Source organism: Sphingomonas pseudosanguinis, assembly GCF_014196255.1.
Classification (GTDB): Bacteria; Pseudomonadota; Alphaproteobacteria; order Sphingomonadales; family Sphingomonadaceae; genus Sphingomonas; species Sphingomonas pseudosanguinis.
Genome location: NZ_JACIDH010000011.1, coordinates 1 through 16124, shown reverse-complemented (window position 1 = coordinate 16124; position 16124 = coordinate 1). Strand labels below are relative to the sequence as shown.

Sequence of the window (16124 nt, the reverse complement as noted above, 5' to 3'; positions counted from 1 at the left end):
TGCCCCTGCCCTATGGTCGTGCCGGGCGTGTCGCCAACCCCCAATAATTTGTATCTTCGGATTGAGCGCGGCGCGTGGGCTTCGACTTCGCTCAGCCTGAACGGCTGTGGGATAAGCGGCTCGATCCCCAACCTCCGTTCAGGCTGAGCGAAGTCGAAGCCCACGCCCACGCCCCACCGCCCACCAATTGGCTTGCAGGGACAGATGCGGTAGAAGCCCGAAAACTGCCGCCAGAAGCAGACCGCCAGGAGCGGATGCCGGACCCCATATCCGGACCCTCGATGACCGCAGCGACCGCCTCCCCAGCCGACACCCCGCCGCCCAGCCCGATCGGCCGGCCACACAGCCTGCTCGAAGACGCCTATGCGATCTTCATCGGCTGCGCGTTGCTAATCGTGGGGCTGGTGTTCCTGAAAGCGGCGGGGCTGGTGACGGGCGGGATCGCGGGGGTCGCGCTACTGCTGTCCTATCTGATCCCGCTGCCCGCCGGCGTGCTGTTCACGCTGGTCAACATCCCCTTCTTCCTGTTCGCGCACAAGGTGATGGGCGCGCGGTTCGCGGTGAAGACGGTGCTGGTCAATATCGGCATCGGCGCGGCATCGGCGATCACCCGCGTCTCGGTGCATGTCGACAGCGTCCACCCGGCCTTCGCCGCGCTGGTCGGCGGCACCGTGATCGGCATGGGCATATTGGCGCTGGCACGGCATCAGGCGGGCGTGGGCGGCACCGGGGTGATCACCATCTGGCTCTATCGCAAGCGTGGCTGGAACATGGGGATGACGCAGGTCGCGCTCGACGTGTTCATCCTGTCGATGGCGATCCCGGTGGTGACGGGGCCGCAGATGATCTGGTCTGCGATCAGCGCGGCGGCGATCAGTCTGATCCTCTTCGCCTGGCACCGGCCGGGATTGTATATGGGGCGGTAATAAAATCCTCCCCGGTCCGGGGAGGTGGCAGGCCGAAGGCCTGACGGAGGGGGGCTTCCACGAAGGTCATCCCTTGTGGAAGCCCCCCTCCACCACCGCTTCGCGGCGGTCCCCCTCCCCGTTGCCGGGGAGGATCGCGTCTCAACCCTTCTTCAGGTGGCGGCGGCCGAGCAGTTCGGCGATCTGCACTGCGTTCAGCGCCGCGCCCTTGCGGAGATTATCCGACACGCACCACAGCGACAGGCCGTTATCGACCGTCGAGTCCTCGCGCACGCGGCTGATGAAGGTCGCATAGTCGCCGACGCACTCTACGGGCGTGACGTATCCGCCGTCCTCGCGCTTGTCGATCAGCATGACGCCGGGGGCTTCGCGCAGGATGTCCTGCGCTTCCTGGGCCGAGATCTCGTCCTCGAACTCGATGTTCAGCGCCTCGGAATGGCCGACGAAGACGGGCACACGCACGCAGGTCGCGGTCACCTTGACCTTGGGGTCGAGGATCTTCTTGGTCTCGGCCACCATCTTCCATTCTTCCTTGGTCGAACCGTCGTCGAGGAAGCTGTCGATGTGCGGGATCACGTTGAAGGCGATCTGCTTGGTGAACTTCTTGGGCTCGGCGGGGTCGCCGACGAAGATGTTGCGGCTCTGCTCGAACAGCTCGTCCATGCCTGCCTTGCCCGCGCCCGACACCGACTGATAGGTCGCGACAACGACGCGCTTGATCGTCGCCTTGTCGTGGAGCGGCTTGAGCGCCACGACCATCTGCGCGGTCGAGCAGTTCGGGTTGGCGATGATGTTCTTGGCCGTATAGCCGTCGATCGCGTCCGGGTTCACCTCGGGCACGATCAGCGGCACGTCCGGGTCCATGCGATAGAGCGACGAATTGTCGATCACGACGCAGCCGGCGGCGGCGAATTTAGGCGCATAGACCTTGGTCGCGTCCGATCCGATCGCGAACAGCGCGATGTCCCAGCCGGTGGGATCGAAATGCTCGATATTCTTGATGGTGAGCATCTTGCCCGTCTCACCATATTCGATCTGGTCGCCCTGGCTGCGCGACGAGGCGACGACCGCCAGTTCGTCGATCGGAAATTCCCGCTCCGCCAGAATGTTGATCATTTCCCGGCCGACATTGCCCGTCGCCCCGGCGACCACCACGCGATAACCCATTAAACCCTCCACTCGGAAGCGTGAGCCGGTAGCGTCATTGCGCGGACACGTCCACCAACTTTGCGAAAAGTGCGCGTTTGGCGCGGCCAAGCGGGGGTTTAGCGAGCCCCCGCCCGCCCCTCAGGCCGCATGATGCAGCGGCGCCGCTTCCAGCCATGCCGGCACCGATTGCGTCCGGATCGCCGCCGCCGCGATCCGGGGCGCGGTGACGGCATGGCGATCGCCATCGACCATGATCTCCGCCACCAGCGCCCGGCTGTTGTAGCAGGAGGCCATCGACGCGCCGTACGCGCCGACATCGCGAAGAACGGCCAGATCGCCCTCCGCCACCCGATCGATCAGGCAGGCTCTGGCGAACCGGTCGCTGCTCTCGCAGACCGGGCCGACGACATGGGCGCGTATCGTCTTGCCGGTCGGCGCGACCGCCGTAAATTCATGCCATGCGTCATAGAGGGCGGGCCGCGCCAGATCGTTCATGCCCGCATCGACGACGACGAAGGGACAGTCCGAACCCGGCTTCACCCAGAGCACGCGGGTCAGCAACACGCCGGCATGCGCAGCGATATAGCGGCCCGGCTCGAACATCAGCGTCACGTCCCAGTCGCGGGTGACGCGGGCGACCATCGCGCCATAGGCCAGGACATCGCCGTCCGCGCCGCCGCGATAGTCGACACCCAAGCCCCCGCCCAGATCGACATGGGTGATCGGATGCCCCCGCGCGCGAAGCAGCGCGACCAGCTGGGCGATCTTGCGATACGCCGCCTCCATCGGTGCCGGGTCGATGATCTGGCTGCCGATATGGACGGCAATGCCCTGCATCGCGATACCCGCTCGGCCCGCCAGCCGATCATAGATGTCCAGCGCCTGCGCGAAGGCCACGCCGAACTTGCTGTCACTCTTGCCGGTGGTGATCTTGGCATGGGTGCCGGCATCGACATCGGGATTGACGCGCAGCAGCGCGGTCGCGGTCAGCCCGATGCGGGTGGCCATCGCGGCCAGCACCTCGCCCTCGCGTTCGCTCTCCAGATTGATATGCCCCACCCCGGCGTGCAGTGCCTGCGCCAGTTCGGCCGGCGTCTTGCCGACCCCCGAATAGACGATGTCGCCCGCCGCCATGCCGGCCTGCAGCGCGGCGGTCAGTTCGCCGCCCGAGACGATATCGGCGCCAAAGCCCTCTCCGCGAAGCAGCGACAGCACCGCCAGCGACGGATTGGCCTTGACCGCGAAGGCCAGCGATTTGCGTGGGATCGGCGACAGCGCCTCGCGAAACCGGCGTGCGGCGGCGCGCAGGGCGCCCGCCGAATAGACATAGGTCGGCGTGCCGACCGCCTCCGCGATGGTCGCCAGCGACACACGCTCGGCATGCAGGACGCCGTCGCGAAAACCAAAACCCGCCTCGCGCGTCATGACCGGCGCCCCCGCTTGATCCGGGCGGCATGAATGACCTCGGCGGTATGATAATGCCCGCGCCGCTCCGCGCGCAGCGCCTGGGGCAGACGCTTGCCGTTGAGCAGCAGGAGGACGCCTCCGAGCGCGACGAGGAACCAGAACAGCGCCAGCAACGATCCCGCCGGCTCCATCAGCGTGGCGACCACCGCACCCAGCGTCATCGCCGCGCCCAGCGAACGCCAGGCCATGTCGCGGGCCGTCATGCCGCCGCCTCCCTGCCGTCGCGCCCATTGATGGGATCGCCGATCACGCAGGCGGCGGCAGCCTCGAATGCATGGGACGGCGCGCCGCACCGGTGACAGAGCAGGATGTCGGCGGGAAAGGCGCGCTCCTCCGCCAGCGCATCGGCGGGATCGCGACGTTCGAATACCAGCCCCATCGCGGCATGGCGATGCCGCCGCGCGGCGGCGCGGGCGCGGCCGATCAGCGCGGGCGAGCGGCCGAGGCCCCGTCCCTCGATCGCGGTAAAGCCCTTCGCGCGCGCCTGCTCGGCCACCGCGATCAGGAATCCGCCCGCGCCGCAGTCGGCGTCGACGATGCGGACCGCACGGCGATGCCGCTCGCGCAGATGGTCGAGCGCCACCTCGACGGCGGGCCAGCGGGGGTCGTGGCGATGCCGGTTGCCGCTATGCATGATGACCCCTCCCCTCACGCCGCATGCGCCAGCGCATGGGCATCGGCCGCGACCGGATCGAAGGACACCAGCGGCACCAGCGCCTCGACGGCGACGGTCACGCTGGCATGATAGATGTCGGCCTCCTCGGCCGCGAAGCGCATCGCCGCACCGCGCGAGACGAAACGCCCCTCCAGCATCCCGGCGCTATCCTGCACCAGCCAATGACCGGCCCGGTCCTGGCCGACATAGATGTGCCGCGTCTGCGGGTCGGGATCGATGGGGAAATCGGTACGCATGGACACTGAAGACCTTTGCCGATCGGACGATCGTTCGTCCGCCCGCATCAGCTACGCCCCGCCCCATAGGGTTTCGAGATCGATTTCCCGGTATCGCATAGTGGGGGCATAATGTCGGTCACAACCGGCGCCAGCGTGCGCTGACCTCCACCTCATCGAACATATGCCCGCCCAGTATCGCCAGCGCGCTGCCCAGGCTGGCGCAGAAAAAGCCTGTGGTCGCCAGCGCATAGCTCAGCAACCCGGCACGGCCGCCATGGCCCGCCATCACGATCAGATGCGCGATCGCCCGCCATGCGAGCACGCAAAGCCCCACGCCCAGACAGCGCAGTGCCAGTCCCTGCCGCCAAGTCATGCTCCGTACCGCCATATCACCTCCCGGGATCGGTCGGCGGCTAATCGCGGTGCGCGTAGCAATGCGAGAGCGATTTCCCGCTATCGCATAGCGGCGGCATAATATGCAGGGAGCCAAAGGGCTCCCCGAGCTCAGTCGTGCGTGCTGGCGGCCCAGGTGGCGTGGGCGATGCCATGGACCGACTGGAAATGATCGGTGATCCGGTCCAGCTCCCCAGCCTCGACGATCGTGCTGGTCAGCGTGGCGGTGACCGTCACCTGGTCCTCGCCCAGTTCCTCTGTATCGAGTTCGCCGACCGGCAGGCCGGCGCGCTCCAGATGCTCGACCAGCATGTCGCCGACCGGGCCGGCGCTGGCGGCGGCGGTCGTCAGGCTGACCGAATAGGTCGCCTCGACATGCCGCCCCTCCACCGGGATGCGGTTGATCGCGTCGACCAGCGGGCGCAGCGCGGTGTTGGCGAGCAGGACGACGATCGTCAGCAGCACCGCCTCGGCCACCATGTCGCTGCCCGCGATCGACCCGACCGCCGCCGAGCACCAAAGGGTCGCGGCGGTGTTCAGCCCGCGGACGTTCATCCCCTCCTTCATGATGACGCCCGCGCCCAGGAAGCCGATGCCGGAGACGACATAGGCGATGATCCGGATCGACTCGATGTCGCCGCCCAGCCGCTGGCCAAGATCGACGAACGCCGCCGCGCCGATCGCGACCAGCGCGTTGGTGCGCAGCCCGGCGGTGCGCTGGCGGTACTGCCGCTCCGCCCCGATGACGGTGCCCAGCACGAAGGCGGTCAGATAGCTGACCAGCGTGTCGAGGAACGGCCAGAGGTGGAAGGTTTTCAGGAATGCCATGGCTGCTCACCCAATTCCTCCCCTGCAAGGGGAGGGGGACCGCTGCGAAGCGGTGGTGGAGGGGTGTCACCGCCAGCGTGGACACCCCTCCGTCAGTCCTTCGGACTGCCACCTTCCCTTACAGGGGAGGAATGACGGCATTATTTCTTCGCCGGCTTGTCCTTCACCGTCCGGTCCAGGAAGTTCAGGATCGTGTGCCACAGATGCTGCGACACGCCCGGTCCGCCGACGCGGTGGGTCTGCCCCGGATAGAGCATCATCTCGAACGGCGTGTCGGTCTTCTGCATCTCGGCGGCGAAGGCGGTGGCATTGTCGAGAAAGACATTGTCGTCCGCCATCCCGTGGATCAGCATCAACGGATCGCGGATCTTCGCCGCCTCCTTGATCGCTTCCGAGGTCGCATAGCTTTGCGGGTCGGTGCGCGGATCACCCAGATAGCGCTCGGTATAATGGGTGTCGTAGAGCTGCCAGTCGGTGACCGGCGCCCCCGACACGGCGGCGGCATAGACGCCCGGCGTCTTCTCCAGCATCTTGATCGACATATAGCCGCCGTACGACCAGCCATAGGTCGCGATCCGGCCCGCATCGACGAAGGGCAGCGTCTTCAGATAATTCGCCCCCGCCAGCTGATCGGCGACCTCGACCGTGCCCATCGCATGATAGATGGCATCCTCGAACGCCTTGCCACGATTATAGGAGCCGCGATTGTCGATTTGGAAGAAGATCCAGCCCTGATCGACCAGATATTGCGGCAGCGCGCCCTGCCAGCCGCGCGTGACCTGCTGACCGGTGCCGGGACCGCCATAATGCTGGAAGAACACGGGGTAGCGCTTGCCCGGTTCCAGCTTGGGCGTGATCATCTCCCAATAAAGCGTCGTGCCGTCATCGGCCTTGATCGTGCCGAACTTGGTCTCGCGATGGCTGGCGAGATAGGGCGCATAGGGGTGCCCCGCGACAATCGCATTCTCGTAGATCCAGTTCAGCCGCTTGCCCGTCGTATCGGCGAGATAGATCTGCGTCGGCTGGGTCGGGCTGGAGCGCGAGACGATGAAGCGGCTGGCCGACGAATCCATCGACGCGCTGTTGGTATAGCCGCGCTCGGTCAGGCGGGTGACGACGCCCGGCTGCGCGATGTCGACCGCATAGAGATGCTGTTCGAGGACATCGTCCTTCAGCCCGGTGAAATAGAGCCGTCCCTTCGCTTCGTCGACGCCGACCAGGTTGGTGACGACCCACGGCCCCCGGGTCAGCTGCGTCCACTGGCCGTTCGCGAAGCGATAGAGGTGGCCATAGCCGTCGCGCTCCGACCGCCAGATCAGGCTGCCGTCCTTCATCGGGCGATAAGCGTCGGACAGGTTCAGCCAGCTGCGATCGCCGGACCGCTCGGTGAAGAGCACGGTCGACTTGCCCGTCCTGGGATCGACGCGCAGCATGTCGAGCGTCTTCTGGTCGCGGCTCTCGCGCTGGACCAGCATCGCCGAGCCGTCGGGCGTCCAGTCGACACGCGCCAGATAGATGTCGGGATTGCTGCCGAGATCGACCTTCACGCGGCCCGACCCGTCCGCCTTCATGACGTAAAGATCGACCAGCGCATTGGGCGTACCCGCCGCCGGATAGCGCTGTTCATAGACCTTGGTGCCCGCCGCACCGATCGCGGCGCGCACCGCGACCTTGACCGGCGCCTCGTCGAACCGCTCGACCGCGATATAGCGCTCGTCGGGGCTCCACCAATAGCCGGTGAAGCGGTGCATTTCCTCCTGCGCGACGAACTCCGCTTCGCCGAAATGGACGGTGCCGCCGCCTTCCTTGGTCAAGGCACGCGCCTCGCCACCGGCCAATGGCATGGCCCAGAGATTCTGGTCGCGCACGAAGCTGACATAGCCGCCCTTGGGGCTGACGATCGGGTTCAGCTCGCCGCCGGGCGTATTGGTCAGGCGACGGACCTGACCGTCGAGACCGGCAAGATAGAGGTCGCCGTCCAGCGGGACCAGGATCGACTTGCCGTCGGGCGCCCAGTCATAGGCGACGATGCCCTTCGACCCGCCGATACGCGCGCGCTCCCGCTGCATCTTCTCGGCCTCGGACAGTTCCGCGCCCGAGCCGACCTTCTTGGAGTCGACCAGCATCCGCTCCTCGCCGGTGCGGGTATCGCGTGCCCAGAGGTCGAGCCGCTCCTTTTCGTCCGCGCGCGGGCGCAGCGAGGTGAGCAGCGTGCCGTCGGGCGACAGGCGCAGCCCGCGCGGCTGCGACCCCGACAGGTCCGGGCTGCCGAACACCCGTGCCAGCGTCAGGTCGCCCGCCTTCTCATTCCGCTCAGCGGCCATCGCCGGCACCCCCGACCCGATCGCGATCGAGGCCCCGACCGAAGCCAGCGCCAGACCCAGCACCCATTTGCGCATCCATAGCACTCCAAACCATCGTTTCGCCGATCATCCCGGCGCATGGCGCGCGTTATCGCGACCGTGCCGCCATCCGTAAAGCGGCATCCTCGGCCAGCAATGTCGCGCCGCGCGGATATTCGTAAACCCGGCATTAACGAAAAGCCGATAGGACCGACGATCGGGAGCATAAGGGCGGCGCACCTCCCCTCGCGGTCGGGAGGCTTATCGGAACGGACATGACGATCACGGCAGCATTCGACATCCAGCATGACCGGCGCGGGGATATCGACGCGATCCTGGCGCGGCTGGGCAGCGCGGGGCATCCGCATGTCCAGGCGCTGCTGATGCCGCAGGCGCTGCTGCACGACCTGACCGACGCGGTGCATGCGCTGTGCGCGGTGCATGGCAATCATCCCAGCATGATCGACTATGCGATGGCGCGCGGCATCCAGCTCGAGACGCTGCCCTGGCTGATCCGTTCGTCCAACGCCTTTGCCCATGAACGCGCCTTTCTCGCCAACCTGACCTCCGCCGCCGGCCCGCTGCCCTCCACCCCCGGACAGGCGCAGGCCGATGCCGCGCTGACCCAGTTGCGCCACACGCTGGAGATGCTCGCCAATTCCGACCGGCGCGGCTGCGCGACGGGTGCCGTCTCCGCCCTCATCCTCGACTGGCAGGCGATCCGGCAGCTGCTCGATCACGCCGCGAACCGCTTCGGGATCGAAGCGCCGCCCGAATTGCTGCCCGACCCGATCCGGCGCGAGGTGGACGGCGACGATCCCGCTTTGGGCATCGCCCGCGCGCGCGGGTTCGGCGCCACCCAGCTGCTCAACCAGCATCGCGGACTGTGGGAACTGCTCGAAGCGCGCGCCAGCGCCCGGCGCGGATAGACCATGTGCCCGCGTCCCCTCGACTGGACGCACGCAACACTCCGTTTACCGGCCTATCGTCGCGTTAACCATATTGGGCAGGATCAGGTTAATCCCGCAAACTCAAGATGGTGGGCATGAAAGGCATCGTTCCCCCCGTAACTTTGTCACTCTGCGCCGTGGCGATCGCCTCGCCCGCCCCGGCCCGCTCGCTGCTCGACTATGTGGGGCAATGCGTCCCCTTCGCCCGCCAGGCGTCGGGCATCGCGATCTATGGCGACGCCTGGACCTGGTGGGGCCAGGCCGAGGGCAAATATCCGCGCGGGCATGCGCCCCGCGTCGGCGCCGTCGTCGTCTTCGCCCGGACCGCGCGCCTGCCGCTGGGCCATGTCGCGGTGGTCAGCCGCGTCGTCGAAGACCGCGTACTGATGCTGACCCACGCCAATTGGTCGATCCAGAATGGCGAGCGCGGCCATGCCGAACAGGACGTCACTCTCTTCGACGTTTCCCCCAACAATGACTGGAGCAATGTCCGTGTCTGGTTCCGCGACTCGGATGGCCTGGGCAGCTCGACCTATCCGCTTTACGGCTTCATCTATGGCAAGGGCCGCACCGCGCCCGAGCTGACCAGCGAGAAGCCCGATTATGTCGGCGCACTGATCGACGCCTATGTCGCGCGCTGATTGCCGGACGCTCCGATAGGGCATAGTCTGCCAGCCATTCCCTGGGAGGAGAATGGCGATGATGATGTTGGTTGCCTTGCTGACCCTTTCGACCATCGGTGAGGACGTGTTGAACACCACGCCCACGCTCGGTCAGCCCCCGGCTCGCTGTACGCCCCATGCCGAGCAGGTGGCCAGCTCCGCCCCCACGAACAAAGGCGGCCTTCGCAAGCTCAACGAAATGCCCGCCGCCGAGCCGCATCTCGCGGTGCTGCGCAGCGTCGATGGCTGCCCTGTGCCCGTCAAGGTCCGCGCCGAGGTCGCCCCTCGCCGCTGATCCTCATGCGCCCGCGGGGTGATGGATGACACCGCCGGTCATCGGTTGGGGTACGCCGGTCGTCCCCGGAAAGCTGATCGGCAGGTCGCGCAGGCGGCGCACCGCCATATAGGCGAAACCCTCCGCCTCCAGCGCGTCGCCGTTCCAGCCGAGCGTATCGGTCGGTTCGGGCGTCAGGTCCGTCTCGGCGGCGATCATCGCCAGCATCGTGGCATTGTGCCGGCCGCCGCCCGCGACCAGCAGCCGCTGCGGCTGCTCCGGCAGATGGTCGAGCGCCCGCGCCACCGTCCGCGCGGTGAAGGCGGTCAGCGTCGCGGCGCCGTCCGCCGCCGACAGGCCGCGCGCCGGCTGGATGGTGAAGTCGTTGCGGTCGAGCGACTTGGGCGGCGCGAGGTCGAACCAGTCATTGTCCATCATCGTGTCGAGCACGGTCGGCTCCACCCGCCCCGACCCCGCCAGCGCGCCGTTCGCGTCGTAACGCTGCCCCGCCTCGGCCTCCATCCAGTGATCGATCAGCCCGTTGGCCGGCCCGGTATCGAAGGCGACCAGCGAGCCGTCGCGGCCGATCCAGGTGATGTTGGCGACCCCGCCCAGGTTGAGCAGCGCGACCGGCCGCGCCAGCCCGGCGGCGAGCGCGGCGTGATAGATCGGGATCAGCGGCGCGCCCTGCCCGCCCGCCGCGACATCGGCCGAACGGAAATCGCCGACCACGGTGATCCCGGTCGCGTCCGCCAGCGCCTGTCCATCGCCGATCTGCCAGGTCCAGCCGCGATCGGGGCGGTGCGCCACCGTCTGGCCGTGAAAGCCGATGACATCGACCGCCTCCGCGCCCAGTCCGGCATCGCGCAGCAGCTTCTGCACGACCATCGCATGGGTGCGCACGATCAGATCGCTGGCGGCCACGATCGGAGGACTGGCGCGCGGCCGCTCGAAGGTCAGTGCCAGCGCGGTCGCCTCGGCCAGCTCGGCGCGGGCGGCGTCCGAATACGGTTCGGTGCGAAAGGCGACGGGACGCACCTGGCCCTCGCCATCCGTCTCGATCAGCGCCGCATCCACCCCGTCGAGCGAGGTCCCCGACATCAATCCGATCGCCAGCATCACGCCTAACCCTTGTGAATTTCCGTCCCTCATGCCGGGATCGCGGCGGCCTGTCGACCACATGGCGCAAGCGCATCTGGAAAAGCGGTCCGATTTGGACTATGTGCGCGCGCATCCCATGGCAACCAAACTCCCCACTCCGCCGCGCGTCGGCATGGTCTCGCTCGGCTGTCCCAAGAATTTGGTCGACAGCGAACGCATCCTGACCCAGCTGCGCGCCGATGGCTATCAGATGTCGCCCGACTATGCCGGCGCGGACGTCGTACTGGTCAACACCTGTGGCTTTCTCGACTCCGCCAAGGAGGAAAGCCTGGAGGCGATCGGCGAGGCGATCAAGGAAAATGGCCGCGTCATCATAACGGGGTGCATGGGCAAGGAAGCCGAGGCGATCCGCACCCGCTTTCCGGACGTGCTGGCGATCACCGGCGCGCATGAATATGAGCAGGTGGTAGAGGCCGTCCATGCCGCCGCGCCCGCCAACCTGTCGCCCTATATCGACCTGATCCCCGACGCCGGCCTGAAGCTGACCCCGCGTCACTACAGCTATCTAAAGATTTCGGAGGGCTGCAACCACCGGTGCAGCTTCTGCATCATCCCCAGCCTTCGCGGCGATCTGGTCAGCCGCCGCCCCGATGCGATCCTGCGCGAGGCGGAGAAGCTGGTCGCAGCGGGCACCCGCGAACTGCTGGTCATCAGCCAGGACACCTCGGCCTATGGCATCGACATCCGCAAGGAGCCGCGGATGTGGAAGGGCCAGGAGGTCGTGCCGCACATGACCGACCTGGCCCGCGAACTGGGCAAGATCGCGCCCTGGGTGCGCCTCCATTACGTCTATCCCTATCCGCATGTGGATCAGGTGATCCCGCTGATGGCGGAGGGGCTGGTGCTGCCCTATCTGGACATTCCGTTCCAGCATGCCGCGCCGTCGGTCCTACGCCGCATGAAGCGCCCCGGCAACGACGCCAAGGTGCTGCAACGCATCCAACAGTGGCGCGACATCTGCCCCGACATCGCGATCCGCTCGACCTTCGTCGTCGGTTTCCCCGGAGAAACCGAGGAGGACTTCGAATATCTCCTCGACTGGCTCGACGAAGCCCAGCTCGACCGGGTCGGCGCCTTCCGCTTCGAGCCCGTAGAGGGTGCCGCCGCCAATGCGCTGCCCGATCACGTCCCCGAGGAGGTGAAGGAAGAACGTTACGCGCGGATCATGGAGAAGACCGCCGCCATCTCCGCCGCCAAGCTGGCCGCGAAGGTGGGTCGCACCCTGCCCGTCATCATCGACGCGGTCGACGAGGACGGCGGTGCTACCGGCCGCAGCCAGGCCGACGCGCCCGAGATCGACGGTGAAGTCTTCCTGCGCGATGCCGGGCATCTGAGCGTCGGCGACATCGTGAAGGTCACGATCGAGGATGCCGACGAGCACGACCTGTACGGCGTCCCCGTCACAGGAAACGCATAAGCATCATCACCAGCCCGGCCATCGACACCAGATAGGCCAGCGACCGCACATAGCGGACGCCGAAGATGTACAGCGGCACATAGGCGACCCGCGCGAGGAACCACACCCACGCGCCGGTCGCCGCCATTCCACCGCTCTGGCCCGTCACTGCCAGCCCCAGCGCCAGTGCGATGAAGACCGGCCAGGTCTCACGAAAATTGGCCGAGGCGCGCTCGGCCCGCCCGGCATAGGGGCCAAGCGGTGCCGGCGTCCCGTCACGCGGCCCGGCGTTCCAGCCGATCCCCCGGTCGAGCGTCGCCAGCTGCGATTGCAGCGCGATATGTACGAACAGCAGGATGATCGACCAGCCGAGGATCGTTAGTTCGGTCGTCATTCCCTGTCTCCAGTGGCCACCCCGGCGAAGGCCGGGTTCCATGCCATAGCCGTTCCAACGCAAAGCATAGCGACTGGCCCCCCGGACTCCGCCGGGATGGCAAAGAAATTCATCCCCACCCTCCGTTCAGCCTGAGCGTAGTCGAAGGCCAAGGGACGCACTCTCCACGCAACCCCGGATCAAGCGTGGCGAATGTGCCAGCGTGGCCTTCGACTACGCTCAGGCTGAACGGAGGGTGGGGTGATTTTGGAAAAGCCGCTTGGGCTGAGCGCAGTCGAAGCCCACGCCGCAGCACCCCACACCCCGTTGCGCCACCTCGCCAAACCTGCTTCCTTGGGCGCCATGAGATACCCCCATTTGCTGGCGGCGATCGCGTTCATCGCCCCCGCTCCGCTGCTTGCCCAGGCGCTGACCCCCGCCGAGACCCGGACGATCGATGCGCTGGTGGCGAAGACGCTGGCCGATACCGGAGTTCCCTCCGCCTCGATCGCGGTGGTGCGGGGCGGCAAGACCGTGCTCGCCAAGGCGTATGGCAAGCAGTTCGAGGGGCAGAAGGGGCCGGCCGATCCGACCCTGCCCTATCAGATCGCCTCGGTGTCCAAGCAGTTCACTGCCGCCGCTATCCAGTTGCTGGCGGACGAGGGCAAGCTGTCGCTCGACGACACCGTGAACAAATACATTCCCGGCATCACCGGTGGCGACACGATCACCATCCGCCAGCTACTCAGCCATACCTCGGGCCTGCGCGACTATTGGCCGCAGGATTACAGCTTCAAGGCGATGGCGACCCCGACCACGCCGCAGGGCATCGTCGACCGCTGGGCCAAGGCACCGCTCGACTTCGCGCCCGGCACCCAGTGGCAATATTCCAATACCGGCTATGTCGTCGCGGGGATGATCGTCGAGAAGGTGTCGGGCCAGCCGCTGCTCGATTTCCTTCAGGCGCACGTGTTCCGCCGGCTCGGCATCCGGGCGCTGGATCAGGACAAGGCGGTCGGGCCGGGCTTCCCGCAGGGCTATCTGCGCCATGCGCTGGGTCCCGTCCGGGTCGAGACGCCGGCCGCGCCAGGCTGGCTCTATGCGGCGGGCGAACTCGCCATGTCGCCGCAGGACCTGGCCAAATGGGACATCGCCCGGATGAATCGCACCCTGCTGCCGGCCAAGCTCTGGGCGGAACAGGAAACGCCGGTCAACCTGACCAGCGGCGCCAGCACCGGCTATGGTCTGGGCGTCGGGATCGGCGTGAAGGACGGCCGCCGCATCGTCGAGCATAGTGGCGAGGCGGTCGGCTTCCTGACCGAGAATATCGTCTATCCCGAGGACAAGGCGGCGATCGTCGTCGCGGTCAACGCCTGGTTCGCCGATGCGCCGGGCCGCATCGCCAAGGGGATCGCCGACGTCATCCTGCCCCAGCCCCAGGCGAGCAATCCCGACGCCGCCGCGCTCGACCGGACGAAGCAGGTCTATGCCCAGTTGCAGGCCGGGCGGCTGGACCGCGCGCTGCTGACCGAAGACGCGGCCTATTATTTCACCCCGGCGACCATCGCCGATTACCGGACCAGCCTGTCGCCGCTGGGCGCGCCGAGCAAGATCGAGCAGGTCGGCCAGACGCGGCTACGCGGCGGCTTCGTCAATCGCTCCTACCGCGTCAGCTATCCGACCCGGACCCTGCGGATCAGCACCTATGCCGAGCCGGGTGCTCAGGGTCGCATCGAACAATTTCTGGTAAGCCCCGTCGAATGAACGATTTCTCCGCTCTACTTCAACCCGATCGCGGCCAGCCCGCGCAGTCCGTCACCGTCCTGACCGCGGATGGCTTTCCCGCGTGGCTGACCCGGCAATCCGCCGCCACCCGCGCGCTGGCGACGGCGCAGCGTTTTGCGGCCAAGCCCGACACCCATCTGCTCGTGCCGCATGTTGACGGCATCGCGGTGATCGCAGGCGTTGCCGATCCCGCCTCGCCCTGGGCGCTCGCCAAGCTGGCCGAGAGCCTGCCGGCCGGGACCTATCGCCTCGACGGGGCGGAGGTCGGTGCCAATGCGCTGGGCTGGCTGCTCGGCCAATATCGCTTCACCCGCTATCGCAAGGGTGAGACGATCGGTGACCGCGTGCTGCTGACCGGCGACGTCGCGCATCGCGACGAGATCGTGCGGATCGCCGCCGCCACCGCGCAAGTGCGTGATCTGGTCAATACCGGCGCGGGCGATCTTGGCCCGGCGGAGCTGGAAACGGAGGCCCGCGATCTCGCGCAGCGGCATGGCGCCAGCGTGACGGTGACGGCCGGCGAAGCGCTCGCCCGCGACTATCCGATGATCCACGCGGTCGGCCAGGCCGCGATCCGCGAGCGCGCGCCCCGGCTGATCGAGCTGCATTGGGGCGATCCCGCCCATCCGCGCATCGCCATCGTCGGCAAGGGGGTGTGCTTCGACACCGGCGGCCTCGACATCAAGCCGTCCGCCGGCATGCGCCTGATGAAGAAGGATATGGGCGGCGCGGCGCATGCGCTGGCGCTGGCCGGACTGGTCATGGCGACCGGGCTGCCGGTGAGGCTCCACCTGCTGATCCCGACGGTCGAGAATGCGGTGTCGGGGGCGTCTTTCCGCCCCGGTGACGTGCTGCGGACTCGCAAGGGTCTGACGGTCGAGAATACCAACACCGACGCCGAAGGCCGCCTGATCCTGGGCGACGCGCTGACCCGCGCGGGCGAGGACAACCCCGAGCTGATCCTCGACTTCGCGACCCTGACCGGCGCGGCACGCGTGGCGCTGGGTCCCGACCTGCCGCCGCTGTTCACCGATGACGAGGGGCTGGCGGCCGATCTGCTCGCGGCGGCGGCCAGCGAGCACGACCCCGTGTGGCGTCTGCCGCTCTGGGACGGTTATGACGAGATGCTGAAGTCGGACATCGCCGACATGGTCAACGCCCCCGATGGCGGTTTTGCCGGCGCGATCACCGCCGCGCTGTTCCTGCGCCGCTTCGTGCCCAAGGAGACAGCCTGGGCGCATCTCGACGTGTTCGCGTGGCGGCCTTCGGGCAAGCCGGGACGGCCCAAGGGCGGTGACGCCTATGCGCTGCGTGCGGCGTACCGGATGTTGAAGGGGCGGTATTCCAGGGCTTGAGGCGGGGCGTGGCCTTCGACTTCGCTCAGGCTGAACGGACGTTGGAGATGGGACCAAACGACCGTTCACGCTGAGGGGAGTGTCAGGAATTTCGTGTGCGGGCGGGCATAACGGGAAAGAAGGAGACCCGATATGTCCCGACGCAAAGAGCCTGCGATACCAAACGAGG

The 16124-nt window shown here is 67.2% G+C and carries 17 protein-coding genes; 7 read left to right on the top strand and 10 right to left on the bottom strand.

All coding sequences use genetic code 11. The features are described 5' to 3' along the window. Positions 1–281: 281 nt before the first annotated feature. The gene (locus GGR48_RS12090; RefSeq protein ID WP_183952145.1) at positions 282–926 is read left to right on the top strand and encodes a YitT family protein; all 645 of its coding nucleotides are present in this window, start codon (positions 282–284) and stop codon (positions 924–926) included. 141 nt (positions 927–1067) lie between these two features. Here the strand turns inward: GGR48_RS12090 and GGR48_RS12085 are convergent, their stop codons facing one another. From GGR48_RS12085 to GGR48_RS12050, 8 genes are all read right to left on the bottom strand, one after another. Then, the gene (locus GGR48_RS12085) at positions 1068–2093 is read right to left on the bottom strand and encodes an aspartate-semialdehyde dehydrogenase (RefSeq protein ID WP_183952144.1); all 1026 of its coding nucleotides are present in this window, start codon (positions 2091–2093) and stop codon (positions 1068–1070) included. A gap of 120 nt (positions 2094–2213) precedes the next feature. Next, positions 2214–3500, bottom strand: coding sequence for a diaminopimelate decarboxylase (lysA, locus tag GGR48_RS12080; RefSeq protein ID WP_183952143.1), 1287 nt, complete (start codon positions 3498–3500; stop codon positions 2214–2216). Then, positions 3497–3745 carry a hypothetical protein gene (locus GGR48_RS12075; RefSeq protein WP_183952142.1) on the bottom strand — a complete coding sequence of 83 codons (249 nt, stop codon included), beginning with the start codon at positions 3743–3745 and terminating at the stop codon, positions 3497–3499. Before GGR48_RS12075 ends, lysA begins: the two co-directional genes overlap by 4 nt. After that, entirely contained in the window at positions 3742–4176 is a 435-nt protein-coding gene (locus GGR48_RS12070; RefSeq protein ID WP_183952141.1) for an SAM-dependent methyltransferase, read from the bottom strand. The genes GGR48_RS12075 and GGR48_RS12070 overlap by 4 nt, the downstream gene beginning before the upstream one ends. A 14-nt stretch (positions 4177–4190) precedes the next feature. Further along, entirely contained in the window at positions 4191–4454 is a 264-nt protein-coding gene (locus GGR48_RS12065) for a hypothetical protein (protein ID WP_183952140.1), read from the bottom strand. Positions 4455–4572: 118 nt separating this feature from the next. Next, positions 4573–4824 (bottom strand): hypothetical protein, encoded by a 252-nt coding sequence (locus GGR48_RS12060; protein WP_206362491.1) that lies wholly within the window; start codon positions 4822–4824, stop codon positions 4573–4575. A 116-nt stretch (positions 4825–4940) separates the two neighbouring features. Next, positions 4941–5657: an MgtC/SapB family protein gene (locus tag GGR48_RS12055; RefSeq protein ID WP_183952138.1), complete on the bottom strand. Its 717-nt coding sequence runs from the start codon at positions 5655–5657 to the stop codon at positions 4941–4943. A gap of 140 nt (positions 5658–5797) precedes the next feature. Continuing rightward, positions 5798–8056: a S9 family peptidase gene (locus tag GGR48_RS12050; RefSeq protein ID WP_183952137.1), complete on the bottom strand. Its 2259-nt coding sequence runs from the start codon at positions 8054–8056 to the stop codon at positions 5798–5800. Between the two features lie 218 nt (positions 8057–8274). Here GGR48_RS12050 and GGR48_RS12045 point away from each other — a divergent pair, with 218 nt between their 5' ends. The 3 genes from GGR48_RS12045 (at position 8275) to GGR48_RS12035 (ending at position 9906) form a co-directional block, all read left to right on the top strand. After that, positions 8275–8928 (top strand): DUF6975 family protein, encoded by a 654-nt coding sequence (locus tag GGR48_RS12045; RefSeq protein ID WP_183952136.1) that lies wholly within the window; start codon positions 8275–8277, stop codon positions 8926–8928. A 116-nt stretch (positions 8929–9044) separates the two neighbouring features. Then, positions 9045–9590, top strand: a complete 546-nt coding sequence (locus GGR48_RS12040) for a CHAP domain-containing protein (protein WP_183952135.1) — start codon at positions 9045–9047, stop codon at positions 9588–9590. A 52-nt stretch (positions 9591–9642) separates the two neighbouring features. After that, positions 9643–9906, top strand: a complete 264-nt coding sequence (locus tag GGR48_RS12035) for a hypothetical protein (RefSeq protein ID WP_183952134.1) — start codon at positions 9643–9645, stop codon at positions 9904–9906. 3 nt (positions 9907–9909) lie between these two features. Here the strand turns inward: GGR48_RS12035 and GGR48_RS12030 are convergent, their stop codons facing one another. Continuing rightward, a complete protein-coding gene (locus GGR48_RS12030; protein WP_183952214.1) occupies positions 9910–11004 on the bottom strand; it encodes an anhydro-N-acetylmuramic acid kinase in 1095 nt (364 codons plus the stop codon). A 118-nt stretch (positions 11005–11122) separates the two neighbouring features. Here GGR48_RS12030 and rimO point away from each other — a divergent pair, with 118 nt between their 5' ends. Beyond that, positions 11123–12463, top strand: a complete 1341-nt coding sequence (rimO, locus tag GGR48_RS12025) for a 30S ribosomal protein S12 methylthiotransferase RimO (RefSeq protein WP_183952133.1) — start codon at positions 11123–11125, stop codon at positions 12461–12463. Here rimO and GGR48_RS12020 read toward each other — a convergent pair. Then, positions 12447–12836, bottom strand: coding sequence for an MAPEG family protein (locus GGR48_RS12020; protein ID WP_183952132.1), 390 nt, complete (start codon positions 12834–12836; stop codon positions 12447–12449). The genes rimO and GGR48_RS12020 overlap by 17 nt on opposite strands. A 342-nt stretch (positions 12837–13178) precedes the next feature. Between GGR48_RS12020 and GGR48_RS12015 the strand changes: the two genes are divergently transcribed. Further along, positions 13179–14579, top strand: coding sequence for a serine hydrolase domain-containing protein (locus tag GGR48_RS12015; RefSeq protein ID WP_183952131.1), 1401 nt, complete (start codon positions 13179–13181; stop codon positions 14577–14579). After that, on the top strand, positions 14576–15955 hold the full coding sequence (locus tag GGR48_RS12010) for a leucyl aminopeptidase family protein (RefSeq protein ID WP_183952130.1): 1380 nt from the start codon (positions 14576–14578) through the stop codon (positions 15953–15955). Before GGR48_RS12015 ends, GGR48_RS12010 begins: the two co-directional genes overlap by 4 nt. Positions 15956–16124 lie beyond the last annotated feature (169 nt).

What these genes read in the sequence shown, in the direction of transcription:
- GGR48_RS12090 (WP_183952145.1), top strand. Translation starts at nt 282, where the DNA reads ATGACCGCAGCGACCGCCTCCCCAGCCGACACCCCGCCGCCCAGCCCG.
- GGR48_RS12085 (WP_183952144.1), bottom strand. Translation starts at nt 2,093, where the DNA reads ATGGGTTATCGCGTGGTGGTCGCCGGGGCGACGGGCAATGTCGGCCGG.
- lysA (WP_183952143.1), bottom strand. Translation starts at nt 3,500, where the DNA reads ATGACGCGCGAGGCGGGTTTTGGTTTTCGCGACGGCGTCCTGCATGCC.
- GGR48_RS12075 (WP_183952142.1), bottom strand. Translation starts at nt 3,745, where the DNA reads ATGACGGCCCGCGACATGGCCTGGCGTTCGCTGGGCGCGGCGATGACG.
- GGR48_RS12070 (WP_183952141.1), bottom strand. Translation starts at nt 4,176, where the DNA reads ATGCATAGCGGCAACCGGCATCGCCACGACCCCCGCTGGCCCGCCGTC.
- GGR48_RS12065 (WP_183952140.1), bottom strand. Translation starts at nt 4,454, where the DNA reads ATGCGTACCGATTTCCCCATCGATCCCGACCCGCAGACGCGGCACATC.
- GGR48_RS12060 (WP_206362491.1), bottom strand. Translation starts at nt 4,824, where the DNA reads ATGGCGGTACGGAGCATGACTTGGCGGCAGGGACTGGCACTGCGCTGT.
- GGR48_RS12055 (WP_183952138.1), bottom strand. Translation starts at nt 5,657, where the DNA reads ATGGCATTCCTGAAAACCTTCCACCTCTGGCCGTTCCTCGACACGCTG.
- GGR48_RS12050 (WP_183952137.1), bottom strand. Translation starts at nt 8,056, where the DNA reads ATGCGCAAATGGGTGCTGGGTCTGGCGCTGGCTTCGGTCGGGGCCTCG.
- GGR48_RS12045 (WP_183952136.1), top strand. Translation starts at nt 8,275, where the DNA reads ATGACGATCACGGCAGCATTCGACATCCAGCATGACCGGCGCGGGGAT.
- GGR48_RS12040 (WP_183952135.1), top strand. Translation starts at nt 9,045, where the DNA reads ATGAAAGGCATCGTTCCCCCCGTAACTTTGTCACTCTGCGCCGTGGCG.
- GGR48_RS12035 (WP_183952134.1), top strand. Translation starts at nt 9,643, where the DNA reads ATGGCGATGATGATGTTGGTTGCCTTGCTGACCCTTTCGACCATCGGT.
- GGR48_RS12030 (WP_183952214.1), bottom strand. Translation starts at nt 11,004, where the DNA reads ATGCTGGCGATCGGATTGATGTCGGGGACCTCGCTCGACGGGGTGGAT.
- rimO (WP_183952133.1), top strand. Translation starts at nt 11,123, where the DNA reads ATGGCAACCAAACTCCCCACTCCGCCGCGCGTCGGCATGGTCTCGCTC.
- GGR48_RS12020 (WP_183952132.1), bottom strand. Translation starts at nt 12,836, where the DNA reads ATGACGACCGAACTAACGATCCTCGGCTGGTCGATCATCCTGCTGTTC.
- GGR48_RS12015 (WP_183952131.1), top strand. Translation starts at nt 13,179, where the DNA reads ATGAGATACCCCCATTTGCTGGCGGCGATCGCGTTCATCGCCCCCGCT.
- GGR48_RS12010 (WP_183952130.1), top strand. Translation starts at nt 14,576, where the DNA reads ATGAACGATTTCTCCGCTCTACTTCAACCCGATCGCGGCCAGCCCGCG.